At 44.0% G+C, this 17742-nt stretch carries 19 protein-coding genes; 1 reads left to right on the top strand and 18 read right to left on the bottom strand.

Translation table 11 applies throughout. From position 1 onward, the window contains the following. Positions 1-503 precede the first annotated feature (503 nt). The 10 genes from JEQ21_RS06450 to rfbA all read right to left on the bottom strand — a co-directional run bounded on the left by JEQ21_RS06450 (position 504) and on the right by rfbA (position 8633). Positions 504-986 (bottom strand): hypothetical protein, encoded by a 483-nt coding sequence (locus JEQ21_RS06450; RefSeq protein WP_199364602.1) that lies wholly within the window; start codon positions 984-986, stop codon positions 504-506. After that, the gene (locus JEQ21_RS06455) at positions 987-1250 is read right to left on the bottom strand and encodes a hypothetical protein (RefSeq protein ID WP_196091725.1); all 264 of its coding nucleotides are present in this window, start codon (positions 1248-1250) and stop codon (positions 987-989) included. It abuts the gene before it with no gap. 195 nt (positions 1251-1445) lie between these two features. Continuing rightward, on the bottom strand, positions 1446-2447 hold the full coding sequence (gene galE / locus JEQ21_RS06460) for a UDP-glucose 4-epimerase GalE (RefSeq protein WP_199364603.1): 1002 nt from the start codon (positions 2445-2447) through the stop codon (positions 1446-1448). Between the two features lie 91 nt (positions 2448-2538). After that, complete coding sequence (gene rfbD, locus JEQ21_RS06465) at positions 2539-3390, bottom strand: dTDP-4-dehydrorhamnose reductase (protein WP_199364604.1); 852 nt, start codon at positions 3388-3390, stop codon at positions 2539-2541. Positions 3391-3402: 12 nt separating this feature from the next. After that, positions 3403-4329 (bottom strand): glycosyltransferase family 2 protein, encoded by a 927-nt coding sequence (locus JEQ21_RS06470; protein ID WP_199364605.1) that lies wholly within the window; start codon positions 4327-4329, stop codon positions 3403-3405. Between the two features lie 59 nt (positions 4330-4388). Continuing rightward, the gene (locus JEQ21_RS06475; RefSeq protein WP_199364606.1) at positions 4389-5609 is read right to left on the bottom strand and encodes a glycerophosphodiester phosphodiesterase family protein; all 1221 of its coding nucleotides are present in this window, start codon (positions 5607-5609) and stop codon (positions 4389-4391) included. 16 nt (positions 5610-5625) lie between these two features. Next, positions 5626-6672, bottom strand: a complete 1047-nt coding sequence (gene rfbB / locus JEQ21_RS06480) for a dTDP-glucose 4,6-dehydratase (protein ID WP_199364607.1) — start codon at positions 6670-6672, stop codon at positions 5626-5628. Continuing rightward, the gene (locus JEQ21_RS06485; protein WP_199364608.1) at positions 6659-7171 is read right to left on the bottom strand and encodes a phosphoribosylanthranilate isomerase; all 513 of its coding nucleotides are present in this window, start codon (positions 7169-7171) and stop codon (positions 6659-6661) included. The genes rfbB and JEQ21_RS06485 overlap by 14 nt, the downstream gene beginning before the upstream one ends. Further along, the gene (locus tag JEQ21_RS06490) at positions 7172-7765 is read right to left on the bottom strand and encodes a dTDP-4-dehydrorhamnose 3,5-epimerase family protein (protein ID WP_199364609.1); all 594 of its coding nucleotides are present in this window, start codon (positions 7763-7765) and stop codon (positions 7172-7174) included. Then, entirely contained in the window at positions 7758-8633 is an 876-nt protein-coding gene (gene rfbA, locus JEQ21_RS06495; RefSeq protein ID WP_199364610.1) for a glucose-1-phosphate thymidylyltransferase RfbA, read from the bottom strand. The genes JEQ21_RS06490 and rfbA overlap by 8 nt, the downstream gene beginning before the upstream one ends. A 748-nt stretch (positions 8634-9381) precedes the next feature. Here rfbA and gdhA point away from each other — a divergent pair. Then, entirely contained in the window at positions 9382-10728 is a 1347-nt protein-coding gene (gdhA, locus tag JEQ21_RS06500) for an NADP-specific glutamate dehydrogenase (RefSeq protein WP_199364611.1), read from the top strand. A 473-nt stretch (positions 10729-11201) separates the two neighbouring features. Here the strand turns inward: gdhA and JEQ21_RS06505 are convergent, their stop codons facing one another. From JEQ21_RS06505 to xseA, 8 genes are all read right to left on the bottom strand, one after another. Next, positions 11202-11477, bottom strand: a complete 276-nt coding sequence (locus JEQ21_RS06505; protein WP_196091715.1) for an HU family DNA-binding protein — start codon at positions 11475-11477, stop codon at positions 11202-11204. A 110-nt stretch (positions 11478-11587) separates the two neighbouring features. Then, on the bottom strand, positions 11588-12421 hold the full coding sequence (locus JEQ21_RS06510) for a DegV family protein (protein ID WP_196091714.1): 834 nt from the start codon (positions 12419-12421) through the stop codon (positions 11588-11590). A gap of 59 nt (positions 12422-12480) precedes the next feature. Then, complete coding sequence (gene recN, locus JEQ21_RS06515; RefSeq protein ID WP_199364612.1) at positions 12481-14142, bottom strand: DNA repair protein RecN; 1662 nt, start codon at positions 14140-14142, stop codon at positions 12481-12483. Between the two features lie 4 nt (positions 14143-14146). Continuing rightward, positions 14147-14563 carry a hypothetical protein gene (locus tag JEQ21_RS06520; RefSeq protein WP_196091712.1) on the bottom strand — a complete coding sequence of 139 codons (417 nt, stop codon included), beginning with the start codon at positions 14561-14563 and terminating at the stop codon, positions 14147-14149. Beyond that, on the bottom strand, positions 14550-15362 hold the full coding sequence (locus tag JEQ21_RS06525; protein WP_233340790.1) for a TlyA family RNA methyltransferase: 813 nt from the start codon (positions 15360-15362) through the stop codon (positions 14550-14552). The genes JEQ21_RS06520 and JEQ21_RS06525 overlap by 14 nt, the downstream gene beginning before the upstream one ends. Continuing rightward, a complete protein-coding gene (locus JEQ21_RS06530) occupies positions 15346-16212 on the bottom strand; it encodes a polyprenyl synthetase family protein (RefSeq protein WP_199364613.1) in 867 nt (288 codons plus the stop codon). Before JEQ21_RS06530 ends, JEQ21_RS06525 begins: the two co-directional genes overlap by 17 nt. Beyond that, a complete protein-coding gene (locus tag JEQ21_RS06535; RefSeq protein ID WP_196091710.1) occupies positions 16209-16424 on the bottom strand; it encodes an exodeoxyribonuclease VII small subunit in 216 nt (71 codons plus the stop codon). Before JEQ21_RS06535 ends, JEQ21_RS06530 begins: the two co-directional genes overlap by 4 nt. Continuing rightward, entirely contained in the window at positions 16402-17742 is a 1341-nt protein-coding gene (gene xseA / locus JEQ21_RS06540; protein ID WP_199364614.1) for an exodeoxyribonuclease VII large subunit, read from the bottom strand. Before xseA ends, JEQ21_RS06535 begins: the two co-directional genes overlap by 23 nt.

The following is a 17742-nucleotide window of genomic DNA, read 5'->3' on the forward strand; positions in this document are numbered from 1 at the left end:
ACCCATCTTTATTTATAGAAAAGCTTGATCGTTCATAAAAATCATCAGAATTGCAATTATTTATTGCTTGTTTCTGATGATTTTTTTGATAGTTACGCAAAGATATTCAGGGTATGAATAATTCGGGTTTAAATAAACAGTTAGCCTTTAACCTGAATATTATCGACAAATTTTGTTTGAGTGTGTTAATACTCATTAAATTTCAAAATCTGACGTTGTCAAGCCTCTTCGGTGAACTTTAGTTCTACCATCATCGGCTTTCCTAGTCATCTTTTTGAAATTTTTCGAGTATTCCGATTTAGAAGTTAGTTAAGTATAAGAAATCTTGATGTTGGTAAAGATATGAGTATGAGACGAAAGAAGTTCCATTTGAGTATGGTATTCGATAAATTTTTAAGAGTACTAATTTAAAAAAGATTCTAGCAGGGAATAAATCTACTAGAATCTTTCGTGCGTTTGTCGTGAGGAAAAGCCCTCAAACCTGTGAGAGCTATATTTTTCCATTAACGATTTATCGACACCAAGCGGGTTAAACCAACATCAATATCAATTTTTTTAAGTCTGCTATCTCCTGAAATATCATGTGAAAGCAACTTTAAGCCAGATCTTCTTTTGTGAAAGTCAGTAAGTTGTAACCATTTACAAGTCATCAAATACCAACAAACAAGATCCTTTTCTTTCTTACTCCCCTCTGTAAGAATCCTGTTCATTTCTTCTCTAAGCTCTAAACTTTTAGATGAAGAGACTTTTTCAGTTTCAACGGAATGGTTTAATAATTGGTGAAAATGAACGGTAGAAAAAGGGGAAACTATTCGGTAAAAATGAGGATAGTTACGCTCCAAATCGGGACTGAGATAAAGACAGAATGTCAGAATTTCTTCATGGGTTAAGAATCGCATATCCAGCTTAAAATGATAAAATTGATTCCATTCTTTCCAAATTAAGTAGCCAAAAACAAATAGAACTAAAATATGGAATGACACCATCTAATCACCTCTTTCCTCACTTTTACTGCAAAGCAATTGAACTTCCTTTCGAAGTCTCCGATTTTCTGACCTCAAAGATTCTATATCCATTTGGTATCCTTGATTCACATCCTTCAAAGTCGCACAAGATTCTCTATAAATTCTAAATGCAAAAGACCAAACTCGAAATTGCAGTCCAAATAAAATCAAAATAAACAACAGACCAACCCCTATGGGGATAGAATAAGAAAAATAATCTTTAAAATAACCTAAAATTTCCACCAAGGCCCTCTCCTCCTAGTGCAATAGCACTCAGCTTCAATACTATCTCTTAATTCGTAATTGGTGGAATATAAGGCAATCACCGGATAATAGTTTATCATCATTATTCTATCATAGTGTTTTGATTTTGACTTTAGGGAACCTAAAGAAGAAGCAAAAAAGGCAGGCATTGCCCACCTACTACTTTCCGATTAAAATCTAATCGCGATCATCATACCCTTTTGGATGGCTTGAATGCCAGGCCCAAGCGGTTTCGATGATTTTTTCGATATTGTCGAATTGCGGTTTCCAGCCCAAAATCTCACGCGCCTTATCTGAGGAGGCGATGAGGGTATCCGGATCCCCAGGTCGGCGATCCGTCATTTCGGCTGGAATTTCCTGGCCGGTGACTTTACGGGCTGCTTCTAAAATTTCCAAGTTTGAAAAACCGGTAGAGGAACCTAAGTTGAATGCAGCTGATTCATTGCCAGCACGGAGGTATTCAACTGCTAAAAGATGGGCATCTGCTAAATCAAAGGGATGGACATAGTCCCGAACATTTGTTCCATCAGGAGTATTGTAATCATCTCCAAAAATCATGATTTTATCCCGAACTCCCTGTGCCACTTGCAAGACGATCGGAAGCAGGTGAGTCTCTGGTCCATGATCCTCCCCAATGGAACCGTCTGGTTTAGCACCAGCTACATTGAAGTAGCGCAAGGGGACAAATTTAATGCCATAAGCTTGATCGGCCCACTTCATAATGGTTTCCATCATCAGCTTACTTTCACCATAGGGATTGATTGGTTTTTGTGGAGTTGTTTCCAAAATCGGAAGTTCCTCAGGTATGCCATAGGTTGCGGCTGTAGAAGAGAAGACAATGTATTTCACGTTCGCTTCATTCATAACTTCCAACAGTTTAACCATCCCCACCGTGTTATTGTCAAAATACTTCAAAGGCTCTACCATTGATTCAGCAACCAAGGAATAGGCTGCAAAGTGAATAACGGCGTCGATATCTGGATTTTCTTGGAAAACCCGACGCATGAAAGCTTGATCAGCTAGGTCACCTTCATAGAATACCGCATCAGGATGAACAGCAGCTCGGTGCCCTGTCACCAAATTATCCACGACGACCACACGCTCGTCCCCTTGGGAAATCAAACGGTCAACCATATGAGAACCGATATATCCGGCTCCACCTAAAACTAAAATGGCCATTGGTCGTTACTAACTCCTTTTTTATCATAAACCAGTCCCAAAAACGAACTCCGCTATTCCGCAAAGAGTTCGTTGTGGGCATCATCTTACTTTATTTCACTTCTTGCTTATAAAAAGCTTGGAGAGCTTCTTGCCAGGTTGGGATGGTAAAACCAGTTGCTTTGGCTTTTGTCAAATCCATGGTTGAGTTGAAAGGGCGTTTGGCCTTGGCTGGAAACTGGCTAGAATCTACCGGTTTTACTTCTACATCCGTGTCTTTCAGAATTTCAGCCGCAAAATCAAACCAGGTTGTATCTTCCGCCGCATCATTAGAGAGGTGGTAATAACCATATTCATGCTGGTTATCCGCCAAATGGACCATAAATTCTGCCAGGGTTCGGGTCCAAGTTGGACGACCGTGTTGATCATTCACCACTGTTAGAACCGAATGATTCTTAGCTAAGTTCTGCATGGTAAAGACAAAGTTTTTCCCATAATTTCCAAAGACCCATGCAGTCCGAATGATATAGTAACGACTAGAGATTTTTTCTACCAGCTCTTCTCCCATCCGTTTTGTTCGACCATATTCCGTTTGCGGATCTGCTGGATCATCGACTTGCCATTCTTGTCCAACAGGTTTGTCCCCATTGAAAACATAGTCTGTGGAAATGTAGACCATGGTTGCACCATGGGCCTCAGCAGCACGCGCTACATTTTCTGTCCCTGTAACATTGATCGCGTAATCCAATTCCTTGCCTTCGTCCTCTGCCGCATCCACAGCTGTATAGGCTGCACAGTGATAAACCAATCTTGGCTTCACTTCCGCAAAAACACGCTCCACTTCTTCCTGCTTGGTAATGTCCATTCCTGCCACATCGAGGGCTACATAGTCCTGACCAAGCTCATCCAAATAATGCACCAACTCCGTACCGAGTTGACCTTTCGCTCCTGTAATGAGAATCATCCTATATCCTTTCTATTCTGAACGTTCCTTGATGACATAAATTGGCCGATTTTTTGTTTCCATAAAAATCTTACCAATATACTTCCCGAGAATTCCGATCGTTAATAATTGAAAACCTCCCAAAAAGAGGATAATGGAGACCATCGACGGCCAACCTGCGGTTGGATCCCCATACAAAAGGGTCCGTACAATCACCAATCCGGCAAGGGCAAAAGCCAGCAAGCAGGACAGAGCACCACCCACAAAAGCAATCGCCAGAGGTGCATCCGAAAAATTGACAATTCCCTCTAAAGAGTAACGAAAGAGCTGCCAAAAATTCCAGCTTGTCTCCCCCGCCACGCGCTCCACATTCTTGTATTCCAAATATTCGGTCTTAAAGCCAACCCAAGAGAAAATCCCCTTGGAAAAGCGATTGTACTCCGTCACATCTAGAATGGCATCCACCATCTGCCGCCGCATCAGACGGAAATCACGGGCACCGTCAACCATTTGTACTTGACTAATCCGGTTAATCAGACGGTAAAACATGCGCGCAAAGAAGGACCGAATCGGTGGTTCCCCATCTCGAGTCACCCTACGCGTTCCCACACAATCCAAGTCTGGATCAGCCTCCAAACGCTGAACCATTTCCACCAATAACTCCGGTGGATCTTGAAGATCCACATCCATCACGGTTACGAGCTCCCCATGGGCTTCCTGCAGCCCAGCATAAAGAGCGGCTTCCTTCCCAAAGTTTCGAGAAAAGGACAAATAGGTCACTTTAGAATCCTTGGCTGCTAATTCCCGAAGCACTTCTAGTGTCCCATCTCGGGAGCCATCGTTCACAAAAATGTATTCAAATTCCTGATCCAACTGAGGCTGGACTTTTTCCATAGCCTGGTAAAAAAGGGGCAGGGCCTCTTCTTCGTTAAAGCATGGAACTATTACTGAAATCGTCATCTCGATCTCCTCTTCTGTTCATTCTTTTCTAGTATACCATATCCCACAAAAATCTCGGATTACTTCTGATAAACTTCGATATCAAATGATTTCTGAGAGTCCACAACTTCTTGATAAAGTTCCAAATCCTTACTCAGGAGATTATTGGTGTAAACCCCGTCAATACCTCGGTTAAGAATTTTCGATAAGGTCGCAAAGCCATCTACGGTGTGAACGAAGACCAAGCGATTCGATTCATGAATCTGTGAAATCAGTGAGTCTGTCAAGCGTTCATCCTTTTGAGGTAACGTCACAGCTAAAATATGGGGCTTATCCTTCAGACTTTTTACGATGGCTTCTTCTTTCATCTCAGAAGCATACAAGGTTAGGATATAATTCTTAAAGGTTCCCATTTCTTCCAACATTTGATAGTCCTCAGGTTTATAAAGCTGGACAAGAATCCGGTCTGCCAAACTCGGATCCATTTTTTCGACAGCTTGAGCTAGGATGCGGTACTGCTCTTCAATTTCCTCTTGTGTACGGTCCTTAACCTTGGTATCTGTCACGACGATCATATCCGGGTTTAGTTCCATTTGCTTGAGAATATCCTCCCAAAAAAGAGTTGTATATTGGGCCTGGATATTGTTGACATCCTGTGTCTTAGACTGTTCCCAGTCCTGACTCGTTGGTGCATCACTCTCCCAATCATGAACCGCTGCCAGGCGACCATCCTGAGTCAGATTGAGATCAAATTCAAACATGCGATGCCCCAAGGAATAATTCTGTTTTAATGCCTGCAAGGAATTACTGTAGGCCGAGAGAAATCCTGCCTCTCGCATGGTTCCACCGGCATGAGCTATCAAGCGCTTTTCCGCTAGAATTTTTTTCAGGTCGGTCCTTTTCGCTTGGATTCCCACCTCGGTTCCCTGATGGCTTAGATCTTGTCCCAGAGTCGCTTCAAGGGTCTCTTTGGGAAGATAAGTCCTTCCAAGCCAATCTTCCTCCCTCTTGTCATATGGGAATTGGTAGCCATTTTTTCGAAGTTTATCCGGATCTAGGTGGACTGTCCAGGCCACCCGCCCGGCTTTTGTATAACGTTTCTCTGATTCTGGTTTTAAACCTGCTTTTTGAAAAACAGTTTGAACGGGATAGAGATCCCGTTCCAGACGTTCTTTCATCTGTACCCGGTCATATAAAGCGACTACAATTCCAATTCCAGCAATCCCTAACAGAATTCCTAAGCATTTTTTCTTCAGAATCTTCCCCTCCAAAATAGACACAAGAGGCAAGAATGAAACCATTCCGCCTCTTGTTCTCTTATTTAATCACTTCCTGGGTTTTAGCATAGTTGGCTTCTACAGCTTCTTTTTCGCCCTTCCACCAATCTTCATTTTCTTTATACCAGGCAATTGTTTCTTTTAGACCAGCCTCAAAGTCTGTGAATTCAGGTTTCCAACCCAATGCATCTCGTAACTTGCTAGCATCAATGGCATAACGCAAATCATGGCCTGCACGGTCTGTTACATGGTCGTAGGCATCCGGTGCTTGACCCATTTCCTTCAAAATGAGTTCCAGCACCTCTTTATTGTTTTTCTCACCGTCAGCCCCGATTAGATAGGTCTCCCCAATTTTTCCTTTGGTCAAAATCGTCCAAACACCTGAGGAATGATCATTGGTGTGAATCCAGTCGCGCACATTCTTCCCTTCGCCATACAATTTAGGGCGAATACCACTCAAAATATTGGTGATTTGACGCGGAATAAATTTCTCAATATGCTGATAGGGTCCATAGTTGTTGGAGCAATTGGAAATAGTCGCTTTTACGCCAAAGGAACGTACCCAAGCCTTAACGATCAAGTCCGACGCAGCCTTGGTTGAGGAATAGGGGGAAGACGGGTTGTATGGTGTCTCCGCCGTAAACTTCTCACCTGGGCCTTCGCCCTTGCCTGGGAGATCTTCCCGCAATGGAAGGTCTCCATAAACCTCATCTGTAGATACGTGATGGAAACGAAGATCGTACTTCCGAGCCGCTTCCAAAAGGGTATAAGTCCCAATAAAGTTAGTATCCACGAAAGGACGAGGATCATTGAGAGAGTTATCATTATGACTTTCTGCAGCATAATGGACAATCGCATCCGCATCCTGAGCCAAGCGATCCACGACTTCTGCATCCGCAATATCCCCTACAACCAATTCCACTCGGTCTCCCAAAATGGACTCGATGTTTGCTTTATTCCCTGCGTAGGTCAATTTATCTAAAACAGTAATGTGTACGTCTGGGAAATTGTTATATACATAGTGTACAAAGTTTGAACCGATAAAACCTGCGCCACCGGTCACAATAATATTTTTAAATGTCGACACACTTTCTCCTATCTGCTTGTAAATATTTTTGTAAATAGCTGATCTTTTTAAAGTCTTTCCGATTATTTTGATTTGCCCTGTATGAATCTTTAGAGGAAGCTTGGTAAATTTTTAGATATTGTTCAAGCGTGGGTAGGTAGTAAACAACTCCGTCTGTATGGAGCTCCTCTAAACTTATTAATGGAATTCTTGCAAATTCTGGCAAGGTATCCATAACACCAAACTCTACTGACAGATGACCTCTCTGAAATTCATGCTCATGAATATCTACTAACCGATAGCCTAAGTTCTCCATCATTTCCGCGATTTCTTTCCAATGGTAGAGACGCTCCTCATCTGGAGCTTCCCAACCTCTAGAATCTCCAGGAACATGGATATCGATATCACCAGCTTGCCAGTCTTTAGAAGTTCGCACCTCAAAACCTAGTGAACCCATTAGTAAAGGAGTTATCCCTAAGAGATTTAGTTGTCTCGCAATCTCTAAAAAAGCCTCAAACAATCAAAGATCCTCTTTATTTAATGGAGCCACATCCTTTAATAGAGGATGATTCTCATCAGCTTCACTTACTTCCGCAGCATCCAAGTCCGCCCATTGAATGCCAAGACTAGGATCTGCATAATTCACAAAGGCATATTTAGGTTTCAACTCCAAAGCCCAGTAATCATTCACCAAATAGCTATAGGCTACCTTATCGGATAAAACTTGGAAACCATTGGCTACACCGCGAGGAACAAAAATCCCTTTAGAAGCATCAATTTCAGTTTGGTAAACATTTCCAAAACTTGGGCCTTGACGCAAGTCCACCCAGGCTCCCAAAACACGACCTTCGTCAGCTACAGAAATGTATTTATCCCATGGTTCAGCATGCAAACCACGAAGTACATTTTTACTTGAGAAGCTGACATTATTTTGAAGTTTTCCTTCCGCAAAAAAGGACTCAGGAAAACCAAGAGGGAGCATTTTTTCTTTTTGGAAATTCTCTTTAAACCAGCCACGATTATCCCCATGAACAGGAATATCAAATTCTAGCATGCCCGGAATAGCCTCAATGGGACGAGCTGCTAATGTTTTGCCAAAAAAGTTCTCAGACATTTTCTTCTCCAATCAAACGCAAGAGGTATTGACCATACTCATTTTTCTTAAGTGGTTGGGCCAAACGGTAAACTTGTTCCCGGCTAATGTAACCCATACGATAAGCAATTTCTTCAAGGTTAGCAACCTGTACATTTTGCATCCGTTGAACGGTTTCAATATACTGTGCCGCTTCCAACAAACTCTCGTGTGTTCCTGTATCCAACCAGGCAAAACCACGGCCCATCAATTCCACTGAAAGATCCCCACGATCCAAGTAAGCCTTGTTGACATCCGTGATTTCCAACTCCCCTCGAGGACTCGGTTTGATATTCTTGGCAATTTCAACTACAGAATTATCATAGAAGTAGAGACCTGTTACCGCGTAGTTGGAACGAGGCTGCTCTGGCTTCTCTTCAATGGAAATCGCGTTCATCTGCTCATCAAACTCGACAACTCCAAAACGCTCAGGGTCCTTAACCTGGTAACCAAAAACGGTCGCACCGGACTCCTTTTGCGCAGCTTTTTGCAAAAGCTTAGTCAAACCAGGGCCATGGTAAATATTATCTCCCAAAATCAGCGCAACCGCATCATTCCCGATGAAATCTGCGCCGATAATAAAGGCTTGCGCCAATCCATCTGGACTTGGTTGAACTGCATAGGACAAGGAAATACCTAATTCAGATCCATCTCCCAAAAGTTCCTCAAAACGGGGCAGGTCTGTCGGTGTAGAGATAATTAAAATCTCTTGAATCCCTGCCAACATCAAGGTTGAAAGAGGGTAATAAATCATTGGTTTATCATAAACCGGCATTAGCTGTTTGGAGGCTGCCCGCGTAACCGGATATAGGCGCGTACCGGAACCACCCGCTAAAATAATACCTTTCATGCGTCTTCCTTTCTTCATACGAGCTGATTAGCTCTCTTTGATAACGGAATCTGGAATGTAACCCGACACTCACAGAATCCCAGACATTCCTATTCTATCATTTTTGTGAAAAAAAGTCTGAATGACTTTGCTTTAGGTTGCAATAACCCCAAAAGCAACATTTACCGTTCAGAACGTTTTCAAGACATTTCAGAACATCTTAGCATGATATTACATTTTACATGATAAACTAGCAGCGTAGAGAAGTTTCTCATTTGAGACCTCGAGAATCCCTTCTCCTGGAAGACGGTGACTCCCCGAAAACTATCATAAGGAGGACATGCCTATGAAAAGCATGAAAACTTCAAATCTGATAGAAAGGAGGAGCATTCTTTTGACTCGCTTTGAGTTAGTAATGGCATTACTGAGTCTTGGTTGTTACATCAACGACACAGTTCGTACCTTACTAGAAATTCTAAGTAAGAGAAAAAAGAACTAGCCGTCCTACTTTGACCCTGTAGACGGCTAGTTCTATGTCGTTTAAACTGAGTCACCGTTTTACGGCTCTACTCTGAGGTTAGGTTCCCGCCTAACCTCTTTTCTATTTCAGTTTACCATAGCTACTTTTAAAAACCAAGTAAAAAGCGAAGGTTTATTCTGGAAATCCCTCTCCAAACTTTACTTTTACCCCTTTCAATGGTATGATAATCTCACCTGACAAATTGTCAGATAATTCATTTTCTTCGGAAAAATAGAAAAGGGGATTTTCATGTCACGAGTTAAAGACTATATCCAAAGCACTTTCCAAGACGTCCAAGCACGTAACCCTCACGAAGCTGAATTTCTTCAAGCTGTTGAAGAATTATTCGCAACCCTCGAGCCTGTCCTAGAAGCTCATCCAGAATATCTGGATGAGAACATCCTAGCCCGTATGGTGGAACCTGAACGCGTGATTAGCTTCCGTGTCCCTTGGACTGACAAAGACGGAAAAGTCCAAGTTAACCGTGGCTACCGTGTCCAATACAACTCAGCAGTTGGTCCTTATAAAGGGGGACTCCGCTTCCACCCTTCCGTCAACCAGTCCATTCTGAAATTCCTCGGCTTCGAGCAGATTTTCAAAAACGTTTTGACTGGACTACCCATTGGTGGTGGGAAAGGCGGTTCCGATTTTGACCCTAAAGGAAAAACGGACGCTGAGATTATGCGCTTCTGCCAAAGCTTCATGAGTGAGCTGCAAAAACATATCGGCCCATCTCTGGATGTTCCTGCCGGCGATATCGGAGTCGGAGCGCGTGAAATCGGCTATTTGTACGGCCAATACAAACGCCTACGCCAATTCGATGCGGGTGTCTTGACCGGTAAACCTCTGGCATTCGGCGGTTCTCTCATCCGCCCTGAAGCGACTGGCTATGGCCTCGTCTACTTCACCGAGAACATGCTTGAGGCCAACGGCAAATCCTTCAAAGACCAGACTGTCCTCATTTCCGGATCTGGAAATGTCGCCCAGTATGCTCTTCAAAAAGCAACCGAGCTCGGTGCTACAGTCATCGCAGTCTCCGATTCCAACGGTTACATCATTGATGAGAACGGCATTGATTTTGATCTTTTGGTTGAAATTAAAGAAAAACGCCGTGCCCGCCTAACCGAATATGCAGCCGAAAAAGCTAGCGCCCGCTACTATGAAGGAAGCGTCTGGGACTACCAAGGCAAGGCCGACATCGCCCTTCCTTGTGCTACCCAAAACGAAATCAACGGCGCACAAGCTGCTGCCCTTATCCAAAACGGTGTCTATTGTGTCGCTGAAGGGGCTAACATGCCTTCCGACCTTGATGCCATCAAAGTCTACAAAGAAAATGCGGTCCTCTATGGCCCAGCCAAAGCAGCTAACGCCGGCGGCGTAGCCGTTTCTGCCCTCGAAATGAGCCAAAACAGCCTCCGCCTATCTTGGACACGAGAAGAAGTAGACCAACGACTCCAAAGCATCATGGAGAACATCTTCAATACCGCTAAAACAACAGCCGAAACCTACAATCTTGGCAATGATTACCTCGCAGGAGCTAACATCGCCTCCTTTGAACAAATCGCCAACGCCATGATCGTACAAGGTGTTGTGTAAGCCCCAGTATCAAACCCCTTTGCGCTTGAGAACGAAGGGGTTTAATGTATCATTAAATGGGGGAGTCGAAAAAATGTCTTATACTCGAAACAGTTCGAAATCTGAAAAGGCAATCCGATGAAGACAGAACTTAGGGTTCGGCGAAGAGGATTAACACATTCAGATTTTGAAATGTAATGAGTATTATTAAGTCGATACAGTTGGAAATCATCCTATCTCCTAAAAAAAGACACGGAAATCCAATGATGATAGCTCAACAGGTCTGGAAGACCTGTTGAATATTATGGATAAGGCGTGGAAACACGCAATCAATAAGTTCATCAAAGAGACTTGATAAGGTCAGGTTTTGAAATCCAATGAGTATGAAATCCTAGAAAACTATTAACTTCATGCCCCAAAAATGCCCCAAAACAAAAGAAAAAGCCCTTCCTACCCCTATGAAAGGCTGGTAGAATAGGCCTTTTTCAGCAAGATTATTTTACAGCGTCTTTAAGAGCTTTACCTGCTTTGAAGGCAGGAACTTTTGAAGCTGCGATAGTGATTTCTTTACCTGTTTGTGGGTTACGTCCTTTACGTGCTGCACGCTCACGAACTTCGAAGTTCCCGAAACCGATCAATTGTACTTTTTCACCTTCTGCAAGGTAGTCTGTAACTGCTGCGAAGACAGCGTCTACTGCTACTGCAGCGTCTTTCTTAGTCAATTCTGTTGCTTCTGCAACCTTAGCAATCAAATCTTGTTTGTTAGCCATTTGTAAGAATCCTCCATAAATTTTCTAACAGTACATATCATAACTCAAAAGGATAAGAAAAGCAAGTATAAAAAGCAATTCCGCGCTTTTCTTCAGAAAAAGAAACCGGTCTAGGCGTAGTGAATCAGGATGGCCCAAGCATCCTCCCCTGTATGGGTTTGAATAATGGAACCCGTCTCCAACACAGAGATAGGAGCCTCCAAAAAGGGTTGCAACTGCGCCTTCATTTCTTCCGCAAAATCTGATTTTCCTGCATAGGAAATACCAATTTCACGAATAGAACGTCCCTGCAAACCGGCCTTCAATTCATCTAGCCATTTCTTGAACGTTTTTGCTCCACGACCTTTGACAATGGGACGCAACTCATGATCAACCATTTCCATGACCACTCGAATATTTAAAAGGGAACTGATAAGACCGGAAACGCGACCAATACGCCCCCCCTTCACAAGATTTTCAAGGGTGGAGACACCGATATATAGTTCCGTTTTTTCGCGAACTTGCTCGATTTCTTTCAAAATCTCTTCCAAGCTAGCCCCAGCTTGAGCAAGGCGAGCTGCTGCTACCACTTGGAATTTTTGAGCCTGGTCTGTAAAGGAAGAATCAATTACCTCTACCTTAGCCCCGGACAAGCTCGCTCCCTGTCTAGCTGCTTCTACAGTCCCTGATAAGGCGTGGGACATGTGAATAGAGACAATTTGATCATAGTCCTCTGCCAATCGGCCATAGACCTCCGCGAAAACACCAACCGGTGGCTGACTGGTCTTTGGTAAATGCTTGCTAGATTTCATCAGGCGAAGGAATTCTCCCTCCTTCAAGTCTGCATCCGAATAGAGAATCCCATCTACCATTACGGACAAAGGAATTACCTGAATTCCTAGTTCCTTTACCAACTCCTCCTCAATGGTAACAGAGGAGTCTGTTACAACTGCAATTTTTGTCATACATACCTACTTCTACTCAGTAATCTTAGTCCTATTATAACAAATTCCCCACAAAAACCTCAATGTTTTTGCAAGAGCTCACGCGCCTGATTCATAGCCGATTCCGTCAAGACCTCACCAGCCAACATACGCGCGATTTCTTCGACCCGCTCGTCCATTTCTAAAAGGCGTACCCGGGATACCGTAGAAATCTCATCCGATATTTTTTCAATGAAAAATTGATAATCGGCAATGGCAATCACCTGAGGAAGATGAGAGATCGCAAGGACTTGTCCATGACTCCCTATCTTATGAATTTTCTGGGCAATGGCTTGGGCAACGCGACCAGAGACACCCGTATCGACTTCGTCGAAGACAATACTGGTCTTGCCCTCTTTACGGGAAAAGGCCGATTTAATAGCCAGCATTAACCGAGATAATTCTCCACCACTGGCCACTTTGACAAGGGGTTTAAAATCTTCCCCAGGATTGGTGGAGATGTAAAACTCAATTTGTTCATTTCCATCTCGGCTAAACTTACTCTTGGTAAATCGGACCTGAAATCTGGCCTTATCCATATAAAGGTCTTGGAGCTCCAGCTGGATCTCCGCTTCTAACTGTTGCGCAAGTACATGGCGTGCCTGGCTCAATTTTTGAGCTAGATTGACCAAGGTCCCTTCCTCTTCCTTAAGCTTATGAGCGAGGTCCGTAGATGAAGTTTCGTTGCCTGTCAGCAGATTGTATTCTTGAGAAATTTTTTCAAAATATTCCAAGACTTCTTGAACGCTTCCACCATATTTACGGCTAATGGCGTAAATCACATCCAGACGACTCTCAATGTGAAGCAAGCGATTGGCGTCAAAATCGAGGGAGGAAAGGTGATCTTCAAGGCGCCGAGTCGCGTCTTCAAGGCTATAATATGCCTCTGACACTTGCTCAGCCAGCTCCTTATAAAGAGAATTATAATCTTCAAGACTCTCTAAATCGCCAAGGGCCGATCGAATTTTACCAAGGGAAGACTGATCTTCTTCGTCCAATAGATGGAAGGCCGAGGTCAAGGTGTCCGCAATTAATTTATGATTGAGAAGTTGTTCTCGCTCCTGCTGTAGTTCTTGATCTTCCCCAGGTTTCAGGGCTGCCTCTTCAATCTCAGCTAGTTGAAATTCCAACATTTCAATCCGAGCACTGTGCTCAGCTTCTTGATTTTGCTGGAGGCGCAAATCTTTGCGGAGGGTACGGTAACGGTCAAAGCTTTGAGCATAGCTTTGCTTGAGCCGATGAAAATCAGCATCACCAAATTCATCCAATAAACGCCCATGCCACTGGGCACGCATTAGTTCCTCTTGGTCATGCTGGCCATGAATGTCAACCAAATGCTGGCCAACTGCACGCAAGACTGAGAGGTTGACCATCTGTCCATTAATACGGCTGACACTACGGCCATTTTGGAAAATTTCACGGCGGATAATCAACTCCTCGCCAACTTCAATCCCCTGCTCCTCTAAAATGTTTGAAATATCTTGGGGTTTCTCTAATGAAAAGAGGCCTTGGATCTCGGCTTTAGGCATCCCGTGTCGAATCACATCCGTTGTAGCACGACTCCCAAGCATCATGTTCATAGCATCAATGATAATCGATTTACCCGCCCCGGTTTCACCCGTCAAAACCGTCATTCCCTGATCAAAATTTAGGGAGATTTCCTCGATAATGGCAAAATTTTTGATTGAAATTTCTAATAACATAACCTTACCAATTTTCTAGTGCATCTGACATTTCCTGCGAATCTACTCCAGTCTTGACAACAATCAAGACCGTGTCATCGTCAGATAAAATAGTGAAAATATCCGAAGAATAGCGGGACCAGACCTCTTTTTTGAAAAGCAAGGCCTGGCCAGGTGTAACCTGAATGGAAATCATGTTATCCTGACGCATCACATGCAGAATCGGCGTTTTTTTGACAGCCGGCTGTACTTGGTAGCCAACCTCACCTCCCTTGACAATCCCCAATTCACGAAGATCTCGGGAAACTGTTGCTTGCGTCGCCACCAATCCTTGACTGGCCAAGAAATCCATAATTTCTTTTTGTCCTCGCACTGTTTTTTGCTGGATCAAGGACCGTATGAGGGCCTGGCGGTGTCCCTTATCTATCTTAGAATGTTTCATGTGCCTTCTTTACCGTTTCTTTTATTTGTTCAAGAGGAAGAGCTGGACTGTTATCCCGTTTTAAGTAGAGCAAAAACTCCATATTCCCTTGACCACCGGTTATGGGAGAAAAGTCCACCCCATGGACTCCAAATCCCAGCCCTTGAGCCATGGTCATGACCCGATTCAAAACTTCTTCATGGACCTTGGCTTCCTTTACAATCCCCTTTTTGCCAATGGCTTCCCTACCTGCCTCAAACTGCGGCTTGACAAGGGCCACTACCTGGCCCTTGTCTTCTAGCACAGCTGCTAAACTGGGTAAAATGAGACTTAGAGAAATAAAACTGACGTCAATAGAGGCGAAACTTGGTTGTGGCTGAAAATCTTGCGGATCCGCATAACGGAAATTGTATTGTTCTCGGCTGATCACACGAGGATCCTGACGAAGTTTCCAAGCCAATTGATTGGTTCCAACATCCACGGCGTACACTTGCTTGGCACCTGCCTGCAACATAACATCTGTAAAACCTCCTGTAGAGGCACCAATATCGATGGTATATTGGTCAGTGAGATCAATACCGAAAACATCCAATGCCTTCGCTAATTTCAAACCACCCCGACTGACATAAGGCAGGGTCTCACCCTTGAGTTTTAAAGGGGTATCTGCTAGGATTTTCTCCCCAGGTTTATCAAAACGGTGACCAGAGTCTTGGTGCAAAACCAAACCTGCCATAACCCCCCGTTTAGCCTGTTCCCTTGTTTCAAAAAGGCCTTGGTGCAAGGCCAAAACATCCACTCTTTCCTTAGTTGCCAATTGCAAGTCCTTCAATTCTTTCCTTCATTATTTGAGCGTCAAACCCTTGCTCCTCCAATTTTTGGAGTAAGCGATCAATCTGGGCTAATAAATCCCTCAGCAAGGTCTTCGCAGCATCCAAGCCATAAAACGCAGGATAGGTCGCTTTTTGAGCAGCAACATCCTTTTTGGGAGTTTTTCCTAACTCTTCAAAACTAGCCGTTTCATCTAAAATATCATCGCGAACCTGAAAAGCTAAACCAAGCAGCTGACCTAATTGATCTAAATCTTCAGCCGTTTGCTCATCAACGTCAGCTAAAATCCCAGCAGCCACAAACGGAAAGTGCAGGAGTCGACCCGTTTTATGGTGATGAATTTGCTCCAATTGCACTAGGGTGATGGCCTGGCCTTCCGAACGGATATCCAAACTCTGCCCGCCAACCATCCCGTAGGTACCAGAAGCCAATGAAAGAAGATTTGTGAGCTTCACGACTTTCGGAGCAGGAAGTTGAGCTTGTGCTAATAGCGCAAAGGCATCCAAGAAGAGACTATCCCCTGCCAAAATAGCGGCTGCCTCCCCATATTTTTTATGGTTTGTGAGTTGTCCTCTACGGTAGTCATCATCATCCATTGCTGGTAAATCATCATGAATCAAACTTCCTGTATGGATCATCTCTAAGGCCGCTGCCACTTTCAGATGACCTTCTTCGATTTTGAGTCCAAATCCTTGAAGAAGGTCCAGTAGAATCAAGGGCCTTAGTCGTTTTCCGCCTGCCTCAATGGAATAGAGAATACTCTCAACCAAGACTGGGTCCGGACTATCGGATTGATAGAATGCTTGGAGGACATCCTCCAGGGCTTGAGTCTGTTGCTTCATGATTTCATTTCCGTTTCTTGACCATTAGCCCCCATTATGGTGACCATGGTTTTTTCAGCATCTTGCAGGGTCTTTTGGAGCTCTTGACTTAAGATCATTCCTTTCTGAAACTCCTGTAAGGCTTCTTCCAAGGGAACTTCCCCTTGCTCCAACCGTCGGACCAAAAGCTCCAATTCCTGCATTTTTTCTTCAAACGTCTGATTCTTGGACATGGGTTACCTCTACTTCTAATTGACCATCCTGTAACTGAATGGACAAGCTATCTCCTGGCTGGACTAGTTCGACATTGGAAACAATTCTTTCCTGCTTACGAACCAAGGCATAACCGCGCTGGAGTATTTGACTTAATTCTAACTGTAAAAGAGCATCACTCGCCACTTGAAACCGTTGTTGAGCCTTCTGGACCAAGAGATGCATGGATCTCCGCAAGTCCTTGTCCAATACAAGCACTTCCTGGTTAAGCCGCTCAAGTTGAGGGCTTGGGCTTTGCCGCACCAAGGCCTGATTGAGAAGCTGATAGCGGTGACTGACTGCTTGCAGACGGCGGTCCAAGACCTGGCTAAGCTGTTGATCTAGATGATCTAGTTTCTGCAAATAAGTATCGTAAAGTCGCTCAGGTTGGCGGAATAGAATGGATTGCTGAATCCGTTCCAAGCGCTCTCCCTTTACCTTCAGCTGCTGGTCCACAACTTGCTTCAATCGCAATTGGCTACGCTCCAGAGCTAGGAAATAATCAGCTTTGGTATAAGGCGTCGCCAATTCTGCCGCTGCGGTAGGAGTTGCCGCCCGCTTGTCCGCCACAAAATCTGCCAGGGTGACATCCGTTTCGTGGCCTACACTTGAAATCACAGGTAGGCGAGATTCGAAGATGGCTCGAACCACGACTTCTTCGTTAAAAGCCCAGAGGTCTTCCATTGAACCACCTCCGCGGCCGACGATCAGAACATCCAGGTCCTCCGCCTGATTGGCCTTTTGTATCTGAGCCGCAATTTCCTCTGCCGCACCCTCACCTTGAACCTTAGCCGGATACAGCCGAATACTCAAACCAGGAAAGCGCCGATTCACTGTCGTGATAATATCTTGAATAACCGCTCCACTCTGGCTGGTCACTACCCCAATCTTTCGATTAAAAGCCGGTAATTCCTGCTTGTGCTCAGACTTAAAATAACCCGCTTGCGTAAGTTCTTTTTTTAGTTGTTCAAAACGAAGAGCCAATTCTCCAACGCCAGCTGGCTCAGCCTGTTCAATCAAAATGGAGTAGGAACCGTTCGGGGCATATAATTGGACACGCCCCACAACATTCAATTGCTGACCTTCTTCTAAGGTGAAAGGCAATTTCTTAAAAATAGGCCCCCACATAGTCGCCTGAATCACTGCCTGATCATCTTTCAAAGAAAAATACTGGTGATTGGGACGGACCCGAAAATTAGAGACCTGACCGGTCAAAAAGACCCGTTCTAGATAGGGATCCTTGTCAAACTTCCGTTTCAGATAGTTGGTTAAGGTTCCAACGGAAAGGTATTCTGCCAT

This window comes from Streptococcus sp. 121 (assembly GCF_016458205.1).
Taxonomy (GTDB): Bacteria; Bacillota; Bacilli; order Lactobacillales; family Streptococcaceae; genus Streptococcus.

Coding starts and splice junctions, on each gene's coding strand:
- JEQ21_RS06450 (WP_199364602.1), bottom strand. CDS start 986: ATGGTGTCATTCCATATTTTAGTTCTATTTGTTTTTGGCTACTTAATT.
- galE (WP_199364603.1), bottom strand. CDS start 2,447: ATGGCCATTTTAGTTTTAGGTGGAGCCGGATATATCGGTTCTCATATG.
- rfbD (WP_199364604.1), bottom strand. CDS start 3,390: ATGATTCTCATTACAGGAGCGAAAGGTCAACTCGGTACGGAGTTGGTG.
- JEQ21_RS06470 (WP_199364605.1), bottom strand. CDS start 4,329: ATGACGATTTCAGTAATAGTTCCATGCTTTAACGAAGAAGAGGCCCTG.
- JEQ21_RS06475 (WP_199364606.1), bottom strand. CDS start 5,609: ATGGTTTCATTCTTGCCTCTTGTGTCTATTTTGGAGGGGAAGATTCTG.
- JEQ21_RS06490 (WP_199364609.1), bottom strand. CDS start 7,765: ATGTCTGAGAACTTTTTTGGCAAAACATTAGCAGCTCGTCCCATTGAG.
- rfbA (WP_199364610.1), bottom strand. CDS start 8,633: ATGAAAGGTATTATTTTAGCGGGTGGTTCCGGTACGCGCCTATATCCG.
- gdhA (WP_199364611.1), top strand. CDS start 9,382: ATGTCACGAGTTAAAGACTATATCCAAAGCACTTTCCAAGACGTCCAA.
- JEQ21_RS06505 (WP_196091715.1), bottom strand. CDS start 11,477: ATGGCTAACAAACAAGATTTGATTGCTAAGGTTGCAGAAGCAACAGAA.
- JEQ21_RS06510 (WP_196091714.1), bottom strand. CDS start 12,421: ATGACAAAAATTGCAGTTGTAACAGACTCCTCTGTTACCATTGAGGAG.
- recN (WP_199364612.1), bottom strand. CDS start 14,142: ATGTTATTAGAAATTTCAATCAAAAATTTTGCCATTATCGAGGAAATC.
- JEQ21_RS06520 (WP_196091712.1), bottom strand. CDS start 14,563: ATGAAACATTCTAAGATAGATAAGGGACACCGCCAGGCCCTCATACGG.
- JEQ21_RS06530 (WP_199364613.1), bottom strand. CDS start 16,212: ATGAAGCAACAGACTCAAGCCCTGGAGGATGTCCTCCAAGCATTCTAT.
- JEQ21_RS06535 (WP_196091710.1), bottom strand. CDS start 16,424: ATGTCCAAGAATCAGACGTTTGAAGAAAAAATGCAGGAATTGGAGCTT.
- xseA (WP_199364614.1), bottom strand. CDS start 17,742: ATGGCAGAATACCTTTCCGTTGGAACCTTAACCAACTATCTGAAACGG.